15 protein-coding genes and 1 tRNA gene are annotated in these 19,446 nt (G+C 72.8%); 5 read left to right on the top strand and 11 right to left on the bottom strand.

The window, feature by feature from the left end; translation table 11 throughout:
• Nucleotides 1-79: 79 nt before the first annotated feature.
• Nucleotides 80-4,612 (top strand): PAS domain-containing protein, encoded by a 4,533-nt coding sequence (locus ACZ4Z4_RS32260; RefSeq protein ID WP_468335271.1) that lies wholly within the window; start codon nucleotides 80-82, stop codon nucleotides 4,610-4,612.
• 97 nt (nucleotides 4,613-4,709) lie between these two features.
• Here the strand turns inward: ACZ4Z4_RS32260 and ACZ4Z4_RS32255 are convergent, their stop codons facing one another.
• The 9 genes from ACZ4Z4_RS32255 to ACZ4Z4_RS32215 form a co-directional block, all read right to left on the bottom strand.
• Entirely contained in the window at nucleotides 4,710-6,380 is a 1,671-nt protein-coding gene (locus ACZ4Z4_RS32255) for a long-chain fatty acid--CoA ligase (protein ID WP_468335268.1), read from the bottom strand.
• A gap of 120 nt (nucleotides 6,381-6,500) precedes the next feature.
• Nucleotides 6,501-7,082 (bottom strand): SigE family RNA polymerase sigma factor, encoded by a 582-nt coding sequence (locus ACZ4Z4_RS32250; protein WP_468335266.1) that lies wholly within the window; start codon nucleotides 7,080-7,082, stop codon nucleotides 6,501-6,503.
• Between the two features lie 185 nt (nucleotides 7,083-7,267).
• Nucleotides 7,268-8,104, bottom strand: coding sequence for a glycoside hydrolase domain-containing protein (locus tag ACZ4Z4_RS32245; RefSeq protein WP_468335263.1), 837 nt, complete (start codon nucleotides 8,102-8,104; stop codon nucleotides 7,268-7,270).
• 52 nt (nucleotides 8,105-8,156) lie between these two features.
• Nucleotides 8,157-9,323, bottom strand: coding sequence for a lipid-transfer protein (locus ACZ4Z4_RS32240; protein ID WP_468335260.1), 1,167 nt, complete (start codon nucleotides 9,321-9,323; stop codon nucleotides 8,157-8,159).
• Entirely contained in the window at nucleotides 9,320-9,763 is a 444-nt protein-coding gene (locus tag ACZ4Z4_RS32235; protein ID WP_468335257.1) for a MaoC family dehydratase, read from the bottom strand. The genes ACZ4Z4_RS32240 and ACZ4Z4_RS32235 overlap by 4 nt, the downstream gene beginning before the upstream one ends.
• 14 nt (nucleotides 9,764-9,777) lie before the next feature.
• On the bottom strand, nucleotides 9,778-10,806 hold the full coding sequence (locus ACZ4Z4_RS32230; RefSeq protein WP_468335254.1) for an acyl-CoA dehydrogenase family protein: 1,029 nt from the start codon (nucleotides 10,804-10,806) through the stop codon (nucleotides 9,778-9,780).
• Nucleotide 10,807: 1 nt separating this feature from the next.
• Complete coding sequence (locus tag ACZ4Z4_RS32225; RefSeq protein ID WP_468335251.1) at nucleotides 10,808-11,764, bottom strand: bifunctional MaoC family dehydratase N-terminal/OB-fold nucleic acid binding domain-containing protein; 957 nt, start codon at nucleotides 11,762-11,764, stop codon at nucleotides 10,808-10,810.
• Entirely contained in the window at nucleotides 11,761-12,927 is a 1,167-nt protein-coding gene (locus tag ACZ4Z4_RS32220) for an acyl-CoA dehydrogenase family protein (protein ID WP_468335248.1), read from the bottom strand. The genes ACZ4Z4_RS32225 and ACZ4Z4_RS32220 overlap by 4 nt, the downstream gene beginning before the upstream one ends.
• 184 nt (nucleotides 12,928-13,111) lie before the next feature.
• Nucleotides 13,112-13,423, bottom strand: coding sequence for a hypothetical protein (locus ACZ4Z4_RS32215; protein WP_468335245.1), 312 nt, complete (start codon nucleotides 13,421-13,423; stop codon nucleotides 13,112-13,114).
• 408 nt (nucleotides 13,424-13,831) lie between these two features.
• Here ACZ4Z4_RS32215 and ACZ4Z4_RS32210 point away from each other — a divergent pair, with 408 nt between their 5' ends.
• Nucleotides 13,832-14,728 (top strand): bifunctional DNA primase/polymerase, encoded by an 897-nt coding sequence (locus tag ACZ4Z4_RS32210; RefSeq protein WP_468335242.1) that lies wholly within the window; start codon nucleotides 13,832-13,834, stop codon nucleotides 14,726-14,728.
• A 73-nt stretch (nucleotides 14,729-14,801) separates the two neighbouring features.
• On the opposite strand, the gene ACZ4Z4_RS32205 is transcribed toward ACZ4Z4_RS32210, so the two are convergent.
• Together ACZ4Z4_RS32205 and ACZ4Z4_RS32200 are read right to left on the bottom strand one after the other, a co-directional pair.
• Nucleotides 14,802-14,886 (bottom strand) — tRNA-Ser (locus ACZ4Z4_RS32205).
• A gap of 68 nt (nucleotides 14,887-14,954) precedes the next feature.
• Nucleotides 14,955-16,505 (bottom strand): S1C family serine protease, encoded by a 1,551-nt coding sequence (locus ACZ4Z4_RS32200; protein ID WP_468335239.1) that lies wholly within the window; start codon nucleotides 16,503-16,505, stop codon nucleotides 14,955-14,957.
• Nucleotides 16,506-16,692: 187 nt separating this feature from the next.
• On the opposite strand from ACZ4Z4_RS32200, the gene ACZ4Z4_RS32195 reads away from it, so the two are divergent.
• The 3 genes from ACZ4Z4_RS32195 to ACZ4Z4_RS32185 all read left to right on the top strand — a co-directional run bounded on the left by ACZ4Z4_RS32195 (nucleotide 16,693) and on the right by ACZ4Z4_RS32185 (nucleotide 19,308).
• Entirely contained in the window at nucleotides 16,693-17,538 is an 846-nt protein-coding gene (locus tag ACZ4Z4_RS32195) for a glycerophosphodiester phosphodiesterase (RefSeq protein WP_468335236.1), read from the top strand.
• A 53-nt stretch (nucleotides 17,539-17,591) separates the two neighbouring features.
• A complete protein-coding gene (locus ACZ4Z4_RS32190) occupies nucleotides 17,592-18,209 on the top strand; it encodes an ATP-binding protein (protein ID WP_468335233.1) in 618 nt (205 codons plus the stop codon).
• A 118-nt stretch (nucleotides 18,210-18,327) separates the two neighbouring features.
• Entirely contained in the window at nucleotides 18,328-19,308 is a 981-nt protein-coding gene (locus tag ACZ4Z4_RS32185) for a DUF5926 family protein (protein ID WP_468335230.1), read from the top strand.
• Nucleotides 19,309-19,446: the final 138 nt, after the last annotated feature.

Genomic DNA, 19,446 nt, shown 5'->3' with positions numbered 1-19,446 from the left:
CCGTGACACGCCACGGGCCGAGGGGCAAAATGGCCCGAGCGAGTCGGCAAGCAGCGGTAACCAGGGAGGAAGCGTCGTCGTGAGCAGCAGGCCATCCCGAGGCGCTGCTCGCCTCGCAGCCATACTCGACGCGCTCCCTGACGCGCTCGTCCTCGTCAACGCCAACGGCACCGTCGTCAACGCCAACGCCATCGCGCTGGAGGCGTTCGAGACCCCCGGCACCGCGCTCGTCGGGCGCGGGCTGCTCGATCTGCTGCCGCAGTTCGACTCCCGGCTCATCCCCGGCTCCATGCGGCGTCCGGACACCATCGACGAGCGCGGGCGCACCAAGCCGACGCGGATGATCGCCCGGCGCACGGACGGCAGCGAGTTCCCCGTCGAGGTCACCAGCTCCCCGCTGGAGGACGGCAGGGACGCCTACGACCAGTACGGGTACACCGGCGACGAGCTGCTGATGCTCGTCGTGCGGGACCTGTCGGGCACCGTGGATACCGAGGCCGAGCTGGCGCGTTCGCAGCGGCAGACCGAGATGATCCTGCGGGCCGCGGCCGAGGGCGTCGTCGGCACGGACACCGACGGACGCGTCGTGCTCGTCAACCCGGCCGCCGCCCAGATACTGGGCTTCCGCGCGAGCGACCTCGGCGGGCGCGAACTGCACCCGCTGGTCCTGCACTCACGCGCCGACGGCGAGCCGTTCCCGTACGAGGAGTCCCCGCTCGCCGACACCCTGCGCTCCGGCCGCAAGCACCGGGTGCGCGGGCAGGTCCTGTGGTCCAAGAGCGGCGCCAAGGTGCCCGTCGACCTCACGACGTCACCGGTACGCGACGGCGACCAACTGGTCGGCGCGGTGATGACGTTCACCGACCGCAGGCCCTACGACGAGCTCAACGAGAAGTACGAGGCGGCTCTCGCCCGGCACGAGAAGGAGCTCGCCGCCGCGGCCGCGGAGCGCGCCGCCGAGATCAAGGCCGCCGAGGAGCAGCGGGCCGAGGAGCTCGCCGCCGAACAGGAGCGGTACGCGGCGCTCGCCGAGCGCGAGAAGGACCGCTTCGAAGAGCTGGCCGAACGCGAGAAGGCGCGGTACGACGCGCTGTCCGCGCGCCACGAACAGCTGCTCGCCGTGCTCGACTCGTCCCTGCGCGGGCCGCTGGACGAGCTGCGCCGCGAGCTGAACGCGCTCGCGTCGGACGACGCGGGACAGCTGTGGCCCGAGGCCAACCAGGTCCTGCACCATCTGTCCGCCGGGTACGCCCGGATGACCACCCTCGTCGACAACGTCCTCGGCTTCCAGCGGCTCGACGCGGGCACCGAACAGCTCTCCCCCGCGCCGGTCCTGCTCGACGCGGTCGTCGCCGCCGGTGTGGAGGGCGCGGTCGAACTGATCGGTCCCGGGCGCGCCCAGTTCGCCGTGCACGCGCCGCCGATCGAGCTCGTCGCCGACGCGGAACGGCTCGCCACGGCGGTCGCCCACCTCGTCGCGGACGTCGTGGGAATCGACGCGACCGGCAACTCGCGCGCGGGTGGCTACGCGGGCGGTTACGTGGACTCGACCGTCGTCGTCGCCGCGGCCCAGCGCGGCGAGGTCGTCCGCATCGAGGTGCGGGGCCCGTACAGCGGGGGAGACCCGGTGCACGAGCCGATCGTGCGCGGCATCGTGCGGGCCCACGGAGGCGTCCTCCAGACGCATGAGGTGCCGGGCATGGGCGGCAGTGCTTATGTCCTTGAGGTGCCGATCGGGGCGGGGGCCGGGTCTACGTCATCGTCTACGTCGGCTTCTGCCTCTGCTTCTGCTTCTGCTTCTACGTCTACGTCTACGTCTACGTCTACGTCTACGGAGGGTGCTGGTTCCGGGGCCGGGTCTTCGGAGAGCGCGGCCTCGGGGTCTGCGGGTTCGGCGTCTTCCGGGGGTGCTGCTCCTGCCCCGGGCAGTGCGGTCGTGGTGCCCGAGCAGGCGTCGGCCGCTTCCGGTGGCGGGCGCCGACGGGCACGGCGTCCCTCGGTGGACTCCTTCCTGGACAGTGCGAGTTCGCGTACGGAAGCCGACACGGACGGCTCCGGGGTCGCCGGTGCGCCGAGCGGCGGTACGGGGCGGCGCAGGGGACGGCGTGCGGCGGAGGCCGCTTCTCCGGAGACGCTCGGTGGGGCGGTCGCCGCGGAACCGGCGAGCGGCCCCGGCGTGGGAACGCAGGCTACGGAGACGGCGGCCGGTGGCGGTACGGGGCGGCGACGCGGTCGGCCGAGTGCCGCGGAGAGCACCGAAGGTGCCGAGGGTGCCGTGATGACGGCGGCCGAGCACGCGGCCGGGTCCGCCGCGCTGGGTGAGACGGTGCCGCCGCAGGGCGTACCCGTTCCCGACGGGCCGACGGGGCGCCGCGCCCGGCGCGCCGGCGAGCAGCACGCGCTGCCCGCGCTGGCCTCGGGGCCCGCTGAGACGTCCGGGGCCGTCCCGGGTACCGAGCTCGCGGCGGTGGAGGCCGGACACGGTGACGCCGCGCGGCCCACGGGTCGGCGGGCGCGGCGTGCGCTGGCCGCCGCCAGGGAGCGTGCCGCCGCCGAGGAGGCGAACAACGGCCGCGTCTTCGCGCTGCCGCCCGCCGCGGCCGACCGCGCGCCGGACCCGGACGAGGAGTCCGCGGCGGTCCAGGGTGTTCCGGGTGTCCAGGGCGACACCGGGCACCATGCCGCGGCCGTACCCGGCGGCGATGACCACACTCCGCCGCAGCCGCACCCGACGCAGGCCCCGACGGGGCGCCGCGCCCGGCAGGCGGCGCAGGGTGGGCCGGGGGTTCCGGCGACTCCTGCGGCTCCGGCGGCTCCGTCGGCTGCTGGGATTCCGGCGGCTCCAGGCGTTCCGGGCGTCGGGCCGGTTCCCGGTGCCGTTCCTGGCGGGACGGTGCCTGCTCAAGGGGTGCCTGCTACTCCGGGGACGCCTGCCCAGGGAACTCCTGCGCAGGGAACGCCCACTCACGGAACGCCCGCCCAGGGAACGCCTCCTCAAGGGGTGCCCTCTCAGGGTGGCGTTCAGGGGCCGAGGCGGCCGCAGCAGGGCGGTCGGGGCGTCGCCGCCGACCCGGGCCCGCTGCCCGCACCGCAGCCGTGGCCGGACGGCACCACTCCGGCGCAGGGCGTTCCGACGCCGCCCCACGGTGCCGCGCTGCCGCCCGAGCGTGGCGCGCAGACCCGGGCCGCCCAGCCGCTGCCCGCCGAGGCCGCGCCCGGCGACCCCAACTCGACGCAGGGACGTGCGATCAGCGTCCGTACGCTCGGACAGGGCGTGCCGTTCGGCCAGCAGATCGTGGAGCAGCAGCGCGGTCCGCAGGCCGCACCACAAGGCGGACCGCAAGGCGTCCCGCACGGTGCCGGCCCGTCTGTGCCCGGCCAGGGCCAGCAGCCCCCGCTGCCGCCCCAGGCGCCGCTGCCCGGTCAGCCCGCGGCTGCACCGGCGAAAGCACCCGGCGCGGGCCCGATGCCCGCACCCCAGGGCCAGGGGGCCCAGGGCCAGGCGAACTCGCCCGCCGCCCCGCAGCAGGCCAGGACGCCGGGCACACCGGGGCAGCCCCAGGCCGGGCAGGCGCCTGCTCAGCCCCAGGCTGCCGCCGCGCAGTCGCACACGCTCGGCGGCTCCGGACGCAGGCGCAGGCTGGCCACGCCACCCGAGCCGGCGGCCGACGGGCGCCCCGAGACCTCGGCGCGCCCGCACCCCCTGCCCCAGCCACAGCCACAGTCCCAGTCCCAGTCCCGTATCGGATCCACCACCGAAGGGGCCGGTCGTTCCTACGCGATCGGCGCCCCGGACGAGGACGCCGACGAGGGGCCGGAGCCGCTGGACGGGCCCGGCGGTGCCGTCGAGGTCGCGAACCGGCCCCAACCGCAGCCGATGGACGACGAGCTGCCGCCGGAGCCGCTGGACAACCCGCGCCGTCTCCTGGTGTGGCCCGCGCCCGACGCCACCACCCAGCAGGCGCTCAGCGACCGCGGCTACCGCCCGGTGATCGTGCATTCGCGCGAGGAGGTCGACGCGCAGATCGCGGCGTTCCCCGCGGCTCTCTTCGTGGATCCGCTGACCGGCCCGATCACGCGCACGGCGTTGCAGTCGCTGCGTCAGGCCGCCGTGGCCGCCGAGGTGCCCGTGCTCGTGACGGCGGGCCTCGGTCAGGCGACGCGCGAGGCGGCGTACGGCGCCGACCCCGCCGTACTCCTGAAGGCCCTCGCCCCGCGCGACAGCGAACAGCACCCGTCACGCGTCCTGCTCATCGAGGAGCACGAGGAGATCGCGCTCGCCCTGACGGCCACGCTGGAGCGGCGCGGCATGCAGGTCGCGCGGGCCGAGAGCGACGCGGACGCGGTGACGCTCGCGGCGCAGATGCGGCCGAACCTCGTGGTGATGGACCTGTTGCAGGTACGTCGCCGCAGGGCCGGAATCGTCGACTGGCTGCGCGCGAACGGCCAGTTGAACCGCACTCCGCTGGTCGTCTACACCGCCGCCGTCGACGAGACGGAGCTGCCGAAGCTCGCGGCGGGCGAGTCCGTGCTGTTCCTGGCGGAGCGCTCCACCAGCACCGAGGTGCAGAGCCGGATCGTGGACCTGCTGGCGAAGATCGGCACGAACTAGCGAAACGGCCGGGACCCGTACCGGGGCCCGGCCGAGACCGCGGTACGGGGCCGGGGCCGGGGCCGCCGTCCCGCCGCGTCCGCGTGACCCGCCTGCGTCACAGCCGCGTGACGTCCAGCTCCCCGTCCGCGTACTGCCTGCGCAGCACCTTCTTGTCGAACTTGCCGACGCTCGTCTTCGGGACCGCGGGGATGACCGCCCAGCGCTCCGGCAGCTGCCACTTGGCGACGTGCTCCGCGAGGAAGTCGCGGAGGGCGGCATAGTCGGCGGTCGCCTGTTCCTTCAAGACGACGGTGGCGAGCGGGCGTTCCCCCCACTTCTCGTCGGGGACGGCCACGACCGCGGCCTCGGCGACTTCCGGGTGGGACATGAGGGCGTTCTCCAGCTCGACCGACGAGATCCACTCGCCGCCCGACTTGATGACGTCCTTGGCGCGGTCGGTGAGGGTGAGGAAGCCGTCCGCGGTGATCACGCCGACATCGCCGGTCTTCAGCCAGCCGTCCGCGCTGAACTTGTCCTCGGGCCGGATCACCCCGCCGCCCGCGCCGCCGTAGTAGGCGCCCGCGATCCAGGGGCCGCGCACCTCCAGCTCACCGGCGGACTCGCCGTCCCACGGCAGGTGTTCGCCGTCGGGGCCGACCAGCCGGCCCTCGACGCCGGCGGGGAAGCGGCCCTGCGTGAGCCGGTAGCCGAACTCCTCGTCGGTGCCGATGGCGTGGGCCGGCGGGCGGGCGACCGTGCCGAGCGGGGATGTCTCCGTCATGCCCCAGGCGTGGCAGACCCGCATGCCGAACCGGTCGAAGGCCTCCATCAGGGCGGGCGGGCAGGCCGAGCCGCCGATGGTGACCTGGCCCAGCGAGCTGACGTCACGCGGCTTCGCGGTGAGCTCGGCGAGGAGGCCCTGCCAGATGGTGGGGACGGCGGCCGCGTGCGTGGGCCGCTCCGACTCGATCATCTCGGCGAGCGGGGCGGGTTGCAGGAAGCGGTCCGGCATCAGCATGTTCACGCCGGTCATGAGGGTGGCGTGCGGCAGCCCCCACGCGTTCACGTGAAATTGCGGGACGACGACCAGCGACGTGTCCGCGTCGGTCAGCCCCATCGACTGCGCCATGTTGACCTGCATCGAGTGCAGGTAGATGGAGCGGTGGGAGTAGACGACGCCCTTGGGGTCGCCGGTGGTGCCGGAGGTGTAGCACATGGCGGCGGCGGCACGCTCGTCGAGCTCGGGCCAGTCGTAGGCGGTGGGCTTGCCCGCGATCAGTTCCTCGTACTCGTGGACCTGCGCGTGCGAACCCGCGAGCACCGAGCGGTCACCCGGGCCCGACACCACCAGGTGCTCGACGCTCGTCAGCTGCGGCAGGAGCGGCGCGAGCAGGCCGAGGAGGGAGCCGTTGACGATGATGACGCGGTCGGCGGCGTGGTTGACGATCCACACCAGCTGGTCGGCGGGCAGCCGCAGGTTGAGGGTGTGCAGGACGGCGCCCATGCAGGGCGCCGCGAAGTAGGCCTCGACGTGCTCCGCGTTGTTCCACATGAACGTTCCCACAACACTTCCCTCGGTTACTCCGAGGTCATCGCGCAGGGCGTGGGCGAGCTGAGCCGTGCGCTCGCCGATCTCGCGGTAGCTGCGGCGCTGCGGGTCGCCCTCGCCGGTCCAGGTCGTGACCTGTGATGTCCCGTGCACGGTCATGCCGTGCCGGAGGATGCGGGTGACAGTCAGCGGTACGTCCTGCATCGTGCTCAGCACGGCGTCCTCCTGGGGCGACATCGCCTGCGCGGCGGCAAGGGCTCCGCGCGGCCGTAGGGGTTGGCGCTGATTCTGCGCGCATACCACTTGGTATGTCACTACTCCAGGGGATGATCGATCATCCGCCCCGGGCTGCTCCGCTCAGCGGACCGGTGTGAGCTCCGGGTCCTCGCGGAGCTTGCCGAGCGCGCGGGACACCGCGCTCTTGACGGTGCCGACGGACACCCCGAGCACCTCGGCGGTCTGCACCTCGCTCAGGTCCTCGTAGTACCTGAGTACGACCATCGCCCGCTGCCGCGCGGGCAGCTTCATGATCGCGCGCCACATCGCGTCGCGGAGCACCTGCTGCTCGGCCGGGTCCCCGCCCGGCGTCACGTCCGGCTCCGGCAGCTCGTCGCACGCGAACTCGTCGACCTTCCGCTTGCGCCACTGCGACGTGCGCGTGTTCAGCAGGGCCCGGCGCACATACCCGTCGAGCGCGCGGTGGTCCTCGATCCGGTCCCACGCCACATACGTCTTGGTCAGCGCGGTCTGGAGCAGGTCCTCGGCATCGCTCGGATTCGCGGTCAGCGAGCGGGCGGTGCGCAGCAGTACGGGCTGGCGGGCCCGTACGTAGGACGCGAACGACGGGTACGTGCCGGGCCCGGTGGCCCGCGTCGGACCCGTGCCCCGCGTCGCGGCCGTGGAAGCGCTGGTGCACACGGACACCATGGATGCGGTCATGGCTCCACGCTAGAAGCGCCCCCTACTTCAGCGGATCGGCCGGAGGTCCCGAAGCCGTGTCCGCCTCAGGTTGTACGAGGGGTGTTGTCTACACCTCCTACAGGTGGAGGAGGTGGAGCACGTCCCTGAGGGTTCGCCCCTGAGAGACGTGCTCCGGTGGGCTGTCCGCCCGGGCGGCCGGCCGGCTAGCCGATGCGCGCCACGGGAGCGTGCACGAGGTTGCGGTCGATCACCATCGTGCGCCCGCCGTGCCGCTCCTTCACGTTCCCCGCGTACTGGTGGATGCGCCGCGCCGGGCGCCACGCGTTGGTGCTCAGCGAGGGCTCCCGGTACAGGTTCGGCTTGGTGCGCCAGCGCGCGAACCACATCACCGACGGCAGGTCGCGCACGCCCGCCCGCCGTGCCAACTCCATGTGCCGCACGCCGGAGTCGGCACTGCTGTAGAAGCCGGGGACGTAGCCCTGTCTGCGTACTTCGCGGTCCCAGGAGCGGACGAAGGAGAGCGTGGTGTTCGCGCAGCTCTTCTGGCGGTAGGCATACGCTTCCATGTCCAGGTAGAGCGGGCTGTCCTGCCGGATGCCGACGGCCTGCGCCGCGCGTACCGCGTCACGCCCCTCCTGCTTCCCCTGGGCCCAGGGGTACCGCCCGATGCGTACGTTCTTCTTGTTCCTCGCGACGACACACGGCGACTGCGACCCGACGTACAGCGGGAGGACCCGCCAGCCCATCCGCTTCACCGAGCGCATCCAGGCGTGGTTGAGGTGCGGCTGCCGCTTGCAGGCCCGGCCGCGGCCTCCGAAGTAGACACCGACGGCGCCGTACTTGGACTGGCGCCAGCGCCGCATGGTGTCCGTGGACCGGGTGAGGCAGGTGTCGAAGGCCCAGCCCCGGAAGGTCGACACCTTCGCGGCCGCCCTCCGGACAGGCCGGTCGGATGCGGCGCCCGGTGGCGGGGCGGTCAGGTCCACGGCCAGGGCCGACAGGACGAGGACGAATCCAATGATCATCGTTCGAAGACGCATACGCCGAGTGAAAGGGTCCGGGACCGATCCACGGCCGGGACACGCGCCGCGTTCAGCCGTCCGACCGCAGAATCAACCCCGATGTGGGAACGCCCGTGCCCGCCGTGACCAGAGTGCGCGCGGCGCCCGCCACCTGGTTCACGGAGGTGCCGCGCACCTGCCGGACAGCCTCCGCGATGCCGTTCATGCCGTGGAGATACGCCTCTCCCAGCTGCCCACCGTGCGTGTTCAGGGGCAGCCGCTCCTCTGCGACGAAGCCCGCGGCCTCGCCGGGCGGGCAGAAGCCGAACTCCTCCAGCTGCATCAGCACGAACGGTGTGAAGTGGTCGTAGAGCACCCCGACGTCGATGTCCCCCGGCGCCAGTCCCGAGGTGCGCCACAGTTGCTGCGCCACCACGCCCATCTCGGGCAGCCCTGTCAGGTCGTCGCGGTAGAAGCTGGTCATCTGCTCCTGTGCCCGGCCCGCGCCCTGGGCCGCCGCCGCGATCACCGCCGGTGGACGCCGGAGGTCGCGGGCCCGCTCCGCACTCGTGACGACGAGCGCCTGGCCGCCGTCCGTCTCCTGGCAGCAGTCCAGCAGACGCAGGGGCTCGACGATCCAGCGCGACGCCGCGTGGTCCGCGAGCGTGATCGGCTTCCCGTGGAAGTACGCCGCGGGGTTGGTGGCCGCGTACTTCCGGTCCATGACGGCCACATGCCCGAAGGCCTCCGGCGTCAGACCGTACGCATGGAGATAGCGCCGGGCCGCCATCGCCACCCAGGAGGCGGGCGTCAGCAGTCCGAACGGCAGGGCCCAGCCGAGCGCCGCGCCCTCGGCGGACGGCTCGCGCCGCTGCACCCCGGAACCGAATCTGCGCCCCGACCGTTCATTGAACGCGCGGTAGCAGACGACGACCTCCGCCACCCCGGACGCCACCGCGAGGGCCGCCTGCTGGACGGTGGCGCAGGCCGCCCCGCCGCCGTAGTGGACGCGGGAGAAGAAGGACAGCTCCCCGATTCCGGCCGCCTGGGCGACCGTGATCTCCGGGCTGGTGTCCATGGTGAAGGTGACCATGCCGTCGACGTCGGCCGGGGTGAGCCCGGCGTCGTCGAGCGCGGCGCCCACCGCCTCCACGGCCAGCTTGAGCTCGCTGCGCCCGGAGTCCTTGGAGAACTCCGTCGCCCCGATGCCGACGATCGCGGCCTTTCCGCCGAGGCTGTCGCGCGTACGGAGACTCATGCGGTGCCTCCCGCGGGGACGGTGACCGAGGCCGGTACGGTGACCGTAGCCGGGACGGTGACCGTGACCGTGCCGGTCACGTGGTTGCCGATGCCATTGGCCCCGACGACCGAGACGACAGCCGTGTCGCCGTCGGGCGCGGTCCGGACCTCCTCGACGGTCCCGGTCAGCACCATGGTGTCACCCGGGTAGTTGGGCGCCCCGAGGCGTATCGCCACTTTGCGCAGTACGGCGGTGGGGCCGAAGTGGTCGGTGATGTACCGCCCGACCAGGCCGTTGGTCGTGAGGATGTTCATGAAGACGTCGGGGGAGCCCTTCGCCCGGGCGAGCTCCGCGTCGTGGTGCACGTCCTGGTAGTCGCGGGACGCGATGGCCCCGGCGACGATGAGCGTCCGGGTGATCGGAATCTCCAGCGGCGGCAGTTCCTCTCCCTTCGTCACACCGGTCTCCCTCTTCACGTCGGCTCCCCCTTCGCGATCAAGTCACCCAGTTCCTGGAGCACTTCGCTCCCGCACCCCAGATACGCGTCCAGCTGCCAGCCCCACAGGAAGTGCCGGTGCACGGGGTGGTCGAGGTCGGCGCCCGTGCCGCCGTGCAGATGCTGGCCCGCGTGCACGACGCGCTTGCCCGCCTCCGAGGCCCACCAGGCGGCGGTGAGGGCATGCGTGTCGTACGACAGGCCGGTGTCGCGGCGCCAGGCCGCCTCGTAGGCCGTGACCCTGATCGCCTCGGTGTCCATGTGGGCGTCGGCGGCGCGGAGTTGGACGCCCTGCTTCGCGGCGAGGGGGCGGCCGAACTGTTCCCGCTCGTTCGTATGGGCCACCGCACGGGCCAGCGATCCCGCGCACACTCCGGCCTGTAGCCCGGCGAAGGCCGTCCGCGCGCACGCCCGCACGTCGTCGTACGCGGCGGGGCCGCCCAGCCGCTCCCCCGGTGTCCGGTCGAGGACGAGCCGGCCCGCCGCCCAGGGCGCGGTCAGCTCGACCGGCTCCACGCGCGCGTCGGCGACCCGCGCCAGCCACAGGCTCCGGTCGGCCGCCGCCACCAGGACCCGCGTCGCGTCCCGCAGCCACGGCACCCACGTCACCGTGCCGCTCAGCGACCCGTCCGCGGACGCCGCCACACCGCCGCGGGCGGGGAACGCTCCCGTGACGACCGCGCTCCCCTGCCTGAGCTCCGGCAGCAGCCGGCCTCGCTGCTCGGCCGTGCCGTGTGCGGCCACCGCGAGCAGGCCGTAGACACAGCTCGCCGCGAAGGGCACCTGTGCCGTCACCCGCCCCTGCTCCTCCAGGAGCAGCACCAGGCCGAGCAGCCCGATGTCCTCCACGGCGCCCGGCAGCCCCGCCGCGCACAGGGCCTTCCAGAGCTCGGTGTCGGAGCCCGTCCCCGCCGCCGCCAGCCGCTCCGGCGTGGCCAGGTCGGCGAAGATCTCCCGGGCCAGGTCACGCGCGGCCGCCTGCTCCTCCGTGGGCGTGAAGTGCATGTCAGCCACCGCTTTCCGGCGCGCCCCCGGAGGCCGCCGCGCCCTCGACGGCCCGGAACACCGGCAGCTCAAGCTCCGCGTCCACCCGCTGGAACGCGAGCCGCACCGGCATGCCGATCCGCACCTCGTCGTACGGCACCCCGGTCACGTTGCTCACGATGCGCACGCCCTCCGCCAGCTCGACGAGCGCCACGGCGTAGGGCGGGTCGAAGGCGGGGAAGGGCGGGTGGTGCATGACGACGTACGAGTAGACGGTGCCGTCGCCGCTCGCCTCGACCGTGGACCACTCGGGCGAGCCGCAGGCGTTGCAGCCGGGGAGCCAGGGGAAGCGGAGCGTGCCGCAACCGTCGCAGCGCTGGATCAGCAGACGGTGGGCGGCGACGCCCTCCCAGAAGCCGGCGTTGTCCCGGTTCACGACCGGGCGGGGGCGCTTGTCCTTCGGCTTCCGCTGCGCCGGGGCGTACTTGAGGATGCGGAAGCGGTGGGTGCCCGCGAGCCGGCCGCCCGCGCGGACGTCCATCCGCGTCGTGACGAAGTGCCCCGTGCCCAGCTTGGTCGTCTTGCGCTCCGACACCGACTCGATCACCGCGTCGAAGGTGATCTCGTCGCCGGGCCGCAGCGCCCGCAGATACTCCTGCTCGCAGTCGGTGGCGACCACCGAGGTGTAACCGGCGCCGTCGAGCAGGGCGAACAACGCGTCGTACGCCTCCGAACGGCCGTCGTGGCCGGAGAGTCCGCCCATCGTCCAGACCTGGAGCATCGTCGGGGGCGCCACCGGGTCCGCGCCCCGGTACGCGGGGTGCGTGTCGCCCATCGCCTCGCACCAGTGCCTGATCATGGGTGCGTTGACCGGGTCCTTGCCGAGGCCCGCCTCCGCCGCCGGCCTGCCCTCGAACGCCTTCAACTCCTCGTACGCGATGTCCTTCACCGCCGCCCCCGCCCTCGCTTCCGCCGTCACCGCCGCCCCCTCCGCATGCCGAGCCGCATCGTCGCGACGATCTCCCGCTGCACCTCGCTCACCCCGCCCCCGAACGTATTGATCTGCGCGGCCCTGTTCATCCGCTCCAGCTCGCCGCCGTCCCCGAGGCCGCCCGGTGAACCGGCGCGCACGAGCCCCGCTTCGCCCGCGATCTCCTGACACATCCGGTACACCTCCACGGCCGACTCGGTGCCCGCGAACTTCACGCCGCTCGCGTCGCCCGGGGCGGGGCCGCCCGCCCCCACATCGCCCACCAACCGCCAGCTGAGCAGGCGTGTCGCCGCGAGCCGGGCATGCACTTCGGCCAGCCTCGACCGCACCCACGGGGCGTCAATGCGACGCTCGCCGGTCACCGGATCGGGTGTGCGTGCGCGGTCCAGCGCCGCCGCGTAGAACTCCTCGGCCTGCATGCCGAGCGCCGCGAGCGCCACCCGCTCGTGGTTGAGCTGGCCGGTGATGAGCGTCCAGCCGCCGTTCTCCTCGCCGACGAGGTTCGCGGCGGGCACCCGGACTCCGTCGTAGTACGTCGCCGTCGTCGTCAGCCCGCCCACTGTCTCGATCGGCGTCCAGGAGAAGCCGGGGTCGTCGGTCGGCACGAGGATGATCGAGATGCCCCGGTGCTTGGGGGCTTCGGGGTCGGTGCGGCAGGCCAGCCAGATCCAGTCGGCGTTCTGCGCGTTCGAGGTGAAGATCTTCTGCCCGTCGATCAGCCAGCCGTCGCCGTCGCGCACGGCCCGCGTCCGCAGCGCCGCCAGGTCCGTCCCGGCCGAGGGCTCGCTGTAGCCGATCGCGAAGACGATGTCGCCGCTGAGGATGCGCGGCAGGAAGGTGGCCTTCTGCTGCTCGGTGCCGTACTTCATGAGGGTCGGCCCCACGGTGTTCAGGGTGACCATCGAGACCGGGGCGCCCGCGCGGTGGGCCTCGTCGAAGAAGACGAACTGCTCGTCGGGACCACGCCCCTGACCGCCGTACTCGACGGGCCAGCCGAGGCCCAGCATGCCGTTGGCGCCGATGCGGCGCAGCAGGCGCCGCCGCCCGGCCGCGTCCGTGCCGTCGGGCGGCCCGTCGGGCATCACCTCGCGGAAATACGCGCGCAGTTCGGCACGGAGTCGGAGCTGGCGTTCGGTGGGGGCGAGGTGCACGGCGGCTCCCTCTTCCGTCTCGTACCGGCAAGGGTTTCTGACTGTCCGTCAGCTCCGGTCGAGTGTCAAGGGATCACCCCGGACACGCCTGTGCGGCGGCGCCGAAGCACCGCCGCACAAGAGCGTCACACCCCACAGCTCGCGCCCCCTGGAGCCGTCCCGAGCGGCTCCGGGGGCCGCCGGCTCACCAGAGCTGGGCGAAGTTGACCGCGACGTTCTCGTTCGACTGGTCGAGCGCCGTGAAGCCGGAGCCGTTCACCTGGGCGGTGTTGTTCTGGTTGGCGGCGCCGTTGCCGATGGCCTGCTGCTGCGTCGTGGTCGAGTTGCCGCCGTTGTCGTCACCCACGCCACTGCCGTTCACGGTCGCCACACCCGCGTTGGATCCGTTGTTCGCGAAGGACCCGTTGTCTGCCGTCGCGACGCCCGAGAAGAGCGCGGCGGCCAGCGGCAGGGCCGCGGCGGCGGCGATGATGCGGGCGCTACGGATACTTGCCATGTCTGTTCCTCCAGAGCAGGAGGTACGCGCCGGCCGAGGCCTGGCGTACCCGGAAGTACGGCGTTTCCCGGGGCAGTTGGCCGACCGCCCCGGAGTGTGCTGCACGACGTCGCGGGTCCAGAGTTGCCCACCGAATCCCCGGCGAACCACCCCGGAAGCCGCGATTCCCCCGCAAGCGTGAGGACATATCGATAAACACTCCTCGCGCCCCACCCGTCTGCTCCGAGGCCCGCGGAGCCCCTGCCGGACGGTGGCCCGGACCGGGCATCGCACGAGGTGAAGCGTTACGGCAGCCCTCCCGCCGAAGGCGGCGCAGGGGGGCGGCGCCCCCTCCCCGATGACCTCGTCCGGCCCAATCCCGGCCCGTTCCCTCTTCCCTTCTTCGAACATGCGTACGAACATAAGGGCATGGCCACCACCGACCGCCATGCCACCACCCTCGCGCTCGCCCACGCTCTGTCGGCCGCCGAACGCGGCCTCGCGGTGCTCCCGCTGTCCCGCACCAAGCTCCCCGCCCTGCGCTCCCCCCACCACGACGATCCCCGGCCCACCCCCTGCCACGGCGAGTGCGGCCGCCTCGGACACGGCGTGTACGACGCGACGACCGAACCCCGGCGCATCCGCGAACTCTTCGCCGCCGCCCCCTGGGCCACCGGCTACGGCATCGCCTGCGGGCTGCCGCCGCACCACCTGATCGGCATCGACCTGGACACCAAGTCCGGTACGGACGCCTCGGCGGCCCTGCGCGAACTGGCGCTGCGTCACCTCTTCACGATCCCCGACACCGTCGTCGTGATCACGCCGAGCGGCGGCCGCCACATCTGGCTGACCGGACCGCCCGACACCGTGGTCCCCAACTCGGCGGGGCGGCTCGCCCCCGGCATCGACGTCCGGGGCGCCGGCGGTTACCTCGTCGGCCCCGGCTCCCGCACCGAGCACGGCCTCTACAGCACCGCGCCCGGCACCGCCCACCTGCCCCCCGCGCACTGCCCTCCAGCACTGCTGCGCCTGCTCACGCCCCCGCCCCGCACCCACCAGCACACACCCCGGCCGACCGACAGCCCACCGGCCGGACACCCCGACGGCGACCCCCAACGCGGGCAGGGCCTGGTGCAGTTCGTCCTCGCGGCGCACGAGGGCCAGCGCAACACCCGCCTCTTCTGGGCCGCCTGCCGCGCCTACGAGAACGGCATCGGCGAGACCCTGGCCCCCCAGCTCGCCGACGCCGCACTCCACGTCGGCCTCACCGAACGCGAGGCCCTCTCGACGATCGCCTCGGCGGCCCGCCTCACGGGCCGCACGTGACCGTAAAGACGACCTGCGCCAGAGCATGAGTAAGGGGCGCCCTCAAGGGAGGACGCCCCTTACCTGCATCATGCGGTGGGTGTGGGATTTGAACCCACGGTGGCGTGAACCACGACGGTTTTCAAGACCGTTCCCTTAGGCCGCTCGGGCAACCCACCCCGCGCCGTCCGCCGGAATCCGGGAACCGGAGACGGGATCAGGACCGCGCGGGGACAAGACTAGCGGGTCAGCTGTCTCCCTTGCGCTGGCCCAGGGTCACGTCGACCGTGTGCTCCTTGCCGTCGCGCTCGTACGTGAGCTTGACGGTGTCGCCCGGCTTGTGGGTCCAGATCTGGCCGATCAGGGTCGGGCCGCTGTCGATCACCGTGTCGTCCAGCTTCGTGATGACGTCACCGGGCTTGAGGCCCGCCTTGTCCGCCGGGCCGTTCGGGGTGATGGGCTCCGCACCGCCCGTGGCCTCCTCGGAGATCGTCGCGCCGTTCGTACCCTCCTGCTGGAGGGAGACCGACGCCCCGATCACGGGGTAGACGGGCTGGCCGGTCTTGATCAGCTGCTGGGCGACCTGCTTCGCCTGGTTGACCGGGATCGCGAAGCCCAGACCGATGGAGCCGGACTGGCCCGACCCGCCGAGGCCGCCGCTGTCGGCCGGCTTGATCGCGGAGTTGATACCGATGACCGCGCCGCGCGAGTCGAGCAGCGGGCCGCCGGAGTTGCCCGGGTTGATGGAGGCGTCGGTCTGGAGGGCGCTCATGTACGAGCTCTTGCCGCTCTGTCCGCCGTCGCTGGACGTCACCGGGCGGTTCTTGGCGCTGATGATGCCGGTGGTGACGGTGTTCGACAGGCCGAAGGGGGCGCCGATCGCGATGGTCGAGTCGCCGACGGCCACGCGGTCCGAGTTGCCGAGCTTGAGCGGCCGCAGACCGTCAGGGGCGCTCTTCAGCTTGATAACCGCCACGTCGTAGCCCTCGGCGCGGCCGACGACCTCGGCGGCGTACTTCTTGCCGTCCGAGAACGTCACCTGGAGCTTGCCGCCCTCGGCCGCCGACGCCACCACGTGGTTGTTGGTGAGGATGTGGCCCTGCGTGTCGTAGACGAAGCCGGTGCCCGTGCCGCCCTCGCCGCCGCCGCTCTGCGCCTCGATGGTGACGACGCTCGGCAGTGCCTTGTTCGCGATGTCGGCGACCGAGCCGGGCTCGCGCTTGAGGTCGGCCGGGGTGTCGGGGGCGGAGACCGTGGTCGAGCTGGTGTCGCTGTCGCTCCGCTCGGCCGCCCAGTAGCCCACGCCGCCGCCGATGCCGCCCGCGATCAGGGCGGCCGCGAGCACCGCGGCGACCAGGCCGCCGCGCCGGCCGCCGGGCTTGGGCTCCTGCGGGTGGTACGAGGCGCCCCAGCCGGACCCGGAGCCACCGCCCGTGGCATACGCCGGCGTGGCGGGCGGCTGCGGGGGCGGCCAGTTCCCGGCGCCGGAAGCGCTCTGCGGGGCACCGTGACCGTGCGCAGCCGCCTGCGGGGCGCCGTGCGGGGTCTCCTGCGGCGCGCCGTGCGGGGTCTCCTGCGGCGCGCCGTGCGGGGTCTCCTGCGGCGCGCCGTGCGGGGTCTCCTGCGGCGCACCGGTCACCCCGCCACCGCCCGTGACAGCGCCACCGGAACCGCCGGGACCGCCGGGACCGCCGGAACCGGCCGCATTGGAGTCGGCGGGAACAGCGGGAGCGTCCACCGGCGCGGGGGGCGCGGACGGGGCCTGGGGTACCTCGTTGCCCTCGTTCTCGGTGCTCACAGCTCTTCTCCTCGGTCCACGCTGTCGTTATGTTCGTGCTCGGTCACGGCCAGGGAATGCCGACTGTGCAGTTGTCAGCTTTTCCCATGGGCCGTCAGGGCACCATAAGCCGATCCTGTGTGTTCGGCGTCCCGGCGGGGTGTCGTCCGGCGAGCCGACGGGTACCCCGTGATGGCACCATGACGCGGTGACCCTCGCACGACAGCACCAGATTCAGGTCATTGCCCACCGCGGAGCCTCCGAGGATGCCCCCGAGCACACGCTGGCGGCCTACAAGAAGGCGGTCGAGGACGGTGCCGACGCCCTCGAATGCGATGTCCGGCTGACCGCCGACGGCCATCTCGTGTGCGTCCACGACCGCCGAGTGAACCGCACGTCGAACGGGCGCGGGGCCGTCTCCGCCCTCGAACTCGCCGACCTCGCCGCCCTCGACTTCGGCTCCTGGAAGAGCTGGAAGAGACAGCACGGCGAGGCCGAGGAGGACCCGGACTGGGAGGGGCCCGCGGGCGAGGACACCTCCGTGCTGACCCTGGAGCGGCTCCTGGAGCTGGTGGCCGAAAGTAATGCCTCGGGACGACAGGTGCGGCTGGCCATCGAGACCAAACACCCCACCCGCTGGGCGGGCCAGGTGGAGGAGCGCCTGCTGCTCCTGCTCAAGCGCTTCGGCCTGGACGCGCCGCCCGCCGAGGGTCCTTCACCGGTACGGGTCATGAGCTTCTCGGCGCGTTCGCTGCACCGCGTCCGGGCCGCTTCGCCGACGCTCCCGACCGTCTACCTGATGCAGTTCGTCTCGCCGCGCCACCGCGACGGCCGCCTCCCCCAGGGCGTGCGCATCGCCGGTCCTGCCATGCGGATCGTGCGCAACCACCCGTCGTACGTGGCGAAGCTGAAACGCGCGGGACACGAGGTGCACGTGTGGACCGTGAACGAGCCGGCGGATGTCGAACTCTGTGCCGAACTGGGCGTCGACGCGATCATCACCAACCGCCCCAAACAAGTTCTGTCCCAACTGGATCGACTGGGACTCCGGTAACTCCGGTTACAGGGAGTGCACCGGCGCGTTCGGTGCGTATTCGATCGTCACGAGTGCGTCACCGGGCCGGGATTGGCCGGTTTCCGGTCCAGTCCAATGGGGCATTCACACCGTGGCGTGGGGCGAAGGAGGTCTCGGGGGTGGCGTTGGTGGTGGCACGGGAGGTGCCCACGTCGTCGAGCATGGCCGTACCCCATGGCCCTGCGGGCGTGGGGGAAGCAAGACACCGTATGCGCGATCAGCTGCGCATGAGCGGGGTCTCGGAGTCGGTCGTCGACGATGCCGTACTCATCTTGTCGGAGTTGCTCAGCAATGCCTGCCGGCACGGCAGGCCGCTGGGCCGCGGGATGGTCGGTGACGGGGATGTGCGGGCGGCCTGGCACGTCGACAAGGCGGGCCGGTTGACGGTCGAGGTGACGGACGGCGGCGGGCCGACCCGCCCGGCCCCGGCCACCCCGTCGGTCACGGCGCACGGCGGCCGCGGGCTCAACATCATCACGGCGCTCGCCGACGCCTGGGGAGTCCGTGACGACGTGCACGGCGAGGTCACCGTGTGGGCCGTCGTCCAATCCGCACACCACCGCGAGGATTTCGCTACGCGCGTCGCCGCCCCGTCGGCCACCGCGATATCCGAGCTCGCCTTCGCGGACCCTTTCGACGAGCTGGACTGAGCCCGGGTGCGACGCCCCGGACCGACTCCGCGAACGGCCTTCGACGGGCTGGACCCGATCCGCGAACGGCTAGGCTCGCGCCCGTACGCAAGAGAGCCGTAGCCGGGAGACACCCAAGATGGCCAAGAAGCGCCCCCAGCCCAAGGGCAAGCAGCAGCCGCAGCTCAAGGGCGGCCCCGGAGGCGGGGAGATCCCCGTCGTCGGCGCCCGTGAACCCTGCCCCTGCGGTTCGGGCCGCCGCTACAAGGCCTGTCACGGCCGGGCCGCCGCGCACGCGGTGACCGAGCTGGTGCAGCGCCCCTTCGAAGGCCTGCCCGGCGAGTGCGACTGGGTCGCCCTGCGTGAGCTGGTCCCCGCCGCCACGGTCGAGCTGACGCTCAAGGGCGGCCTTCCCGAAGGCGTCCCCTCGGTCTCCCTCGCCACCGTGCTGCCGATGGCCTGGCCCGCGCTGCGCCGCGACGACGGCTCGGTCCTGCTCGGCCTCCAGAACGACACCGCGTCCGGTGACATCAGCCGCGACCTCGCCGACACCCTCCAGCGCGCCCTGGAGGCCGAGCCGGGCACGCCGGTGAAGGGCCGCCGCGCTCCGGCCGACGGCCCCCGGCTACAGGATCTGCTCGACCCGGAGGGCGCGTTCGAGCCGGTCGTGCACCCCGGCTTCGAGTTCTGGGTGCCGGACGCGGACAACGCCACGCCGGAGGTGACCGCCTCCCTGGAGCGGGCGAACGACGCCGCCATCCCGACGGCGAAGCTGACCGGTGTCGACGCCGCGTACTGGTGCGAGACCCCGGAGAAGAACCACCTCCGCTGGGTCATGCCGCACCCCGAGGAGAAGCTGCTCGACGCGCTGGCCCGGCTGCACGCGGCCGGCACGTCGAGCCTCGGCGAGGGCACGCGCCTGGTCGGCTCCTTCCGGGCGCACGGCCTGACCGTGCCGGTGTGGGACCTGCCGACCGGGGTCTCGGCCGCGGACGTCGAGAAGCCCGCCGCCGAGTTCGCTGAGCGGCTGGCGGCGGCGCTCGCCTCGGACGCCCCGCTGACCGCGGACGAGCGCCGGGCGCGCGGCGGTCTCACCAACCGCCAGGTGACGCTCAGCTGACGCAGCTGCCCGCCTGACCGTGCCGTACCGACTGACCCACCAGTCAGTCGGTACGGCACGAAGTGGAATGCGTGGCTCCTGTCACGGCTTCCCGGAGTCACGGATAAACGCCTGTCCGGATAACTGGGATCGAATTTG

The organism is Streptomyces sp. NPDC030245 (assembly GCF_055572995.1).
The sequence above is the reverse complement of the archived record's forward strand: the minus strand, read 5'-3'. Positions and strand labels throughout refer to the sequence as shown.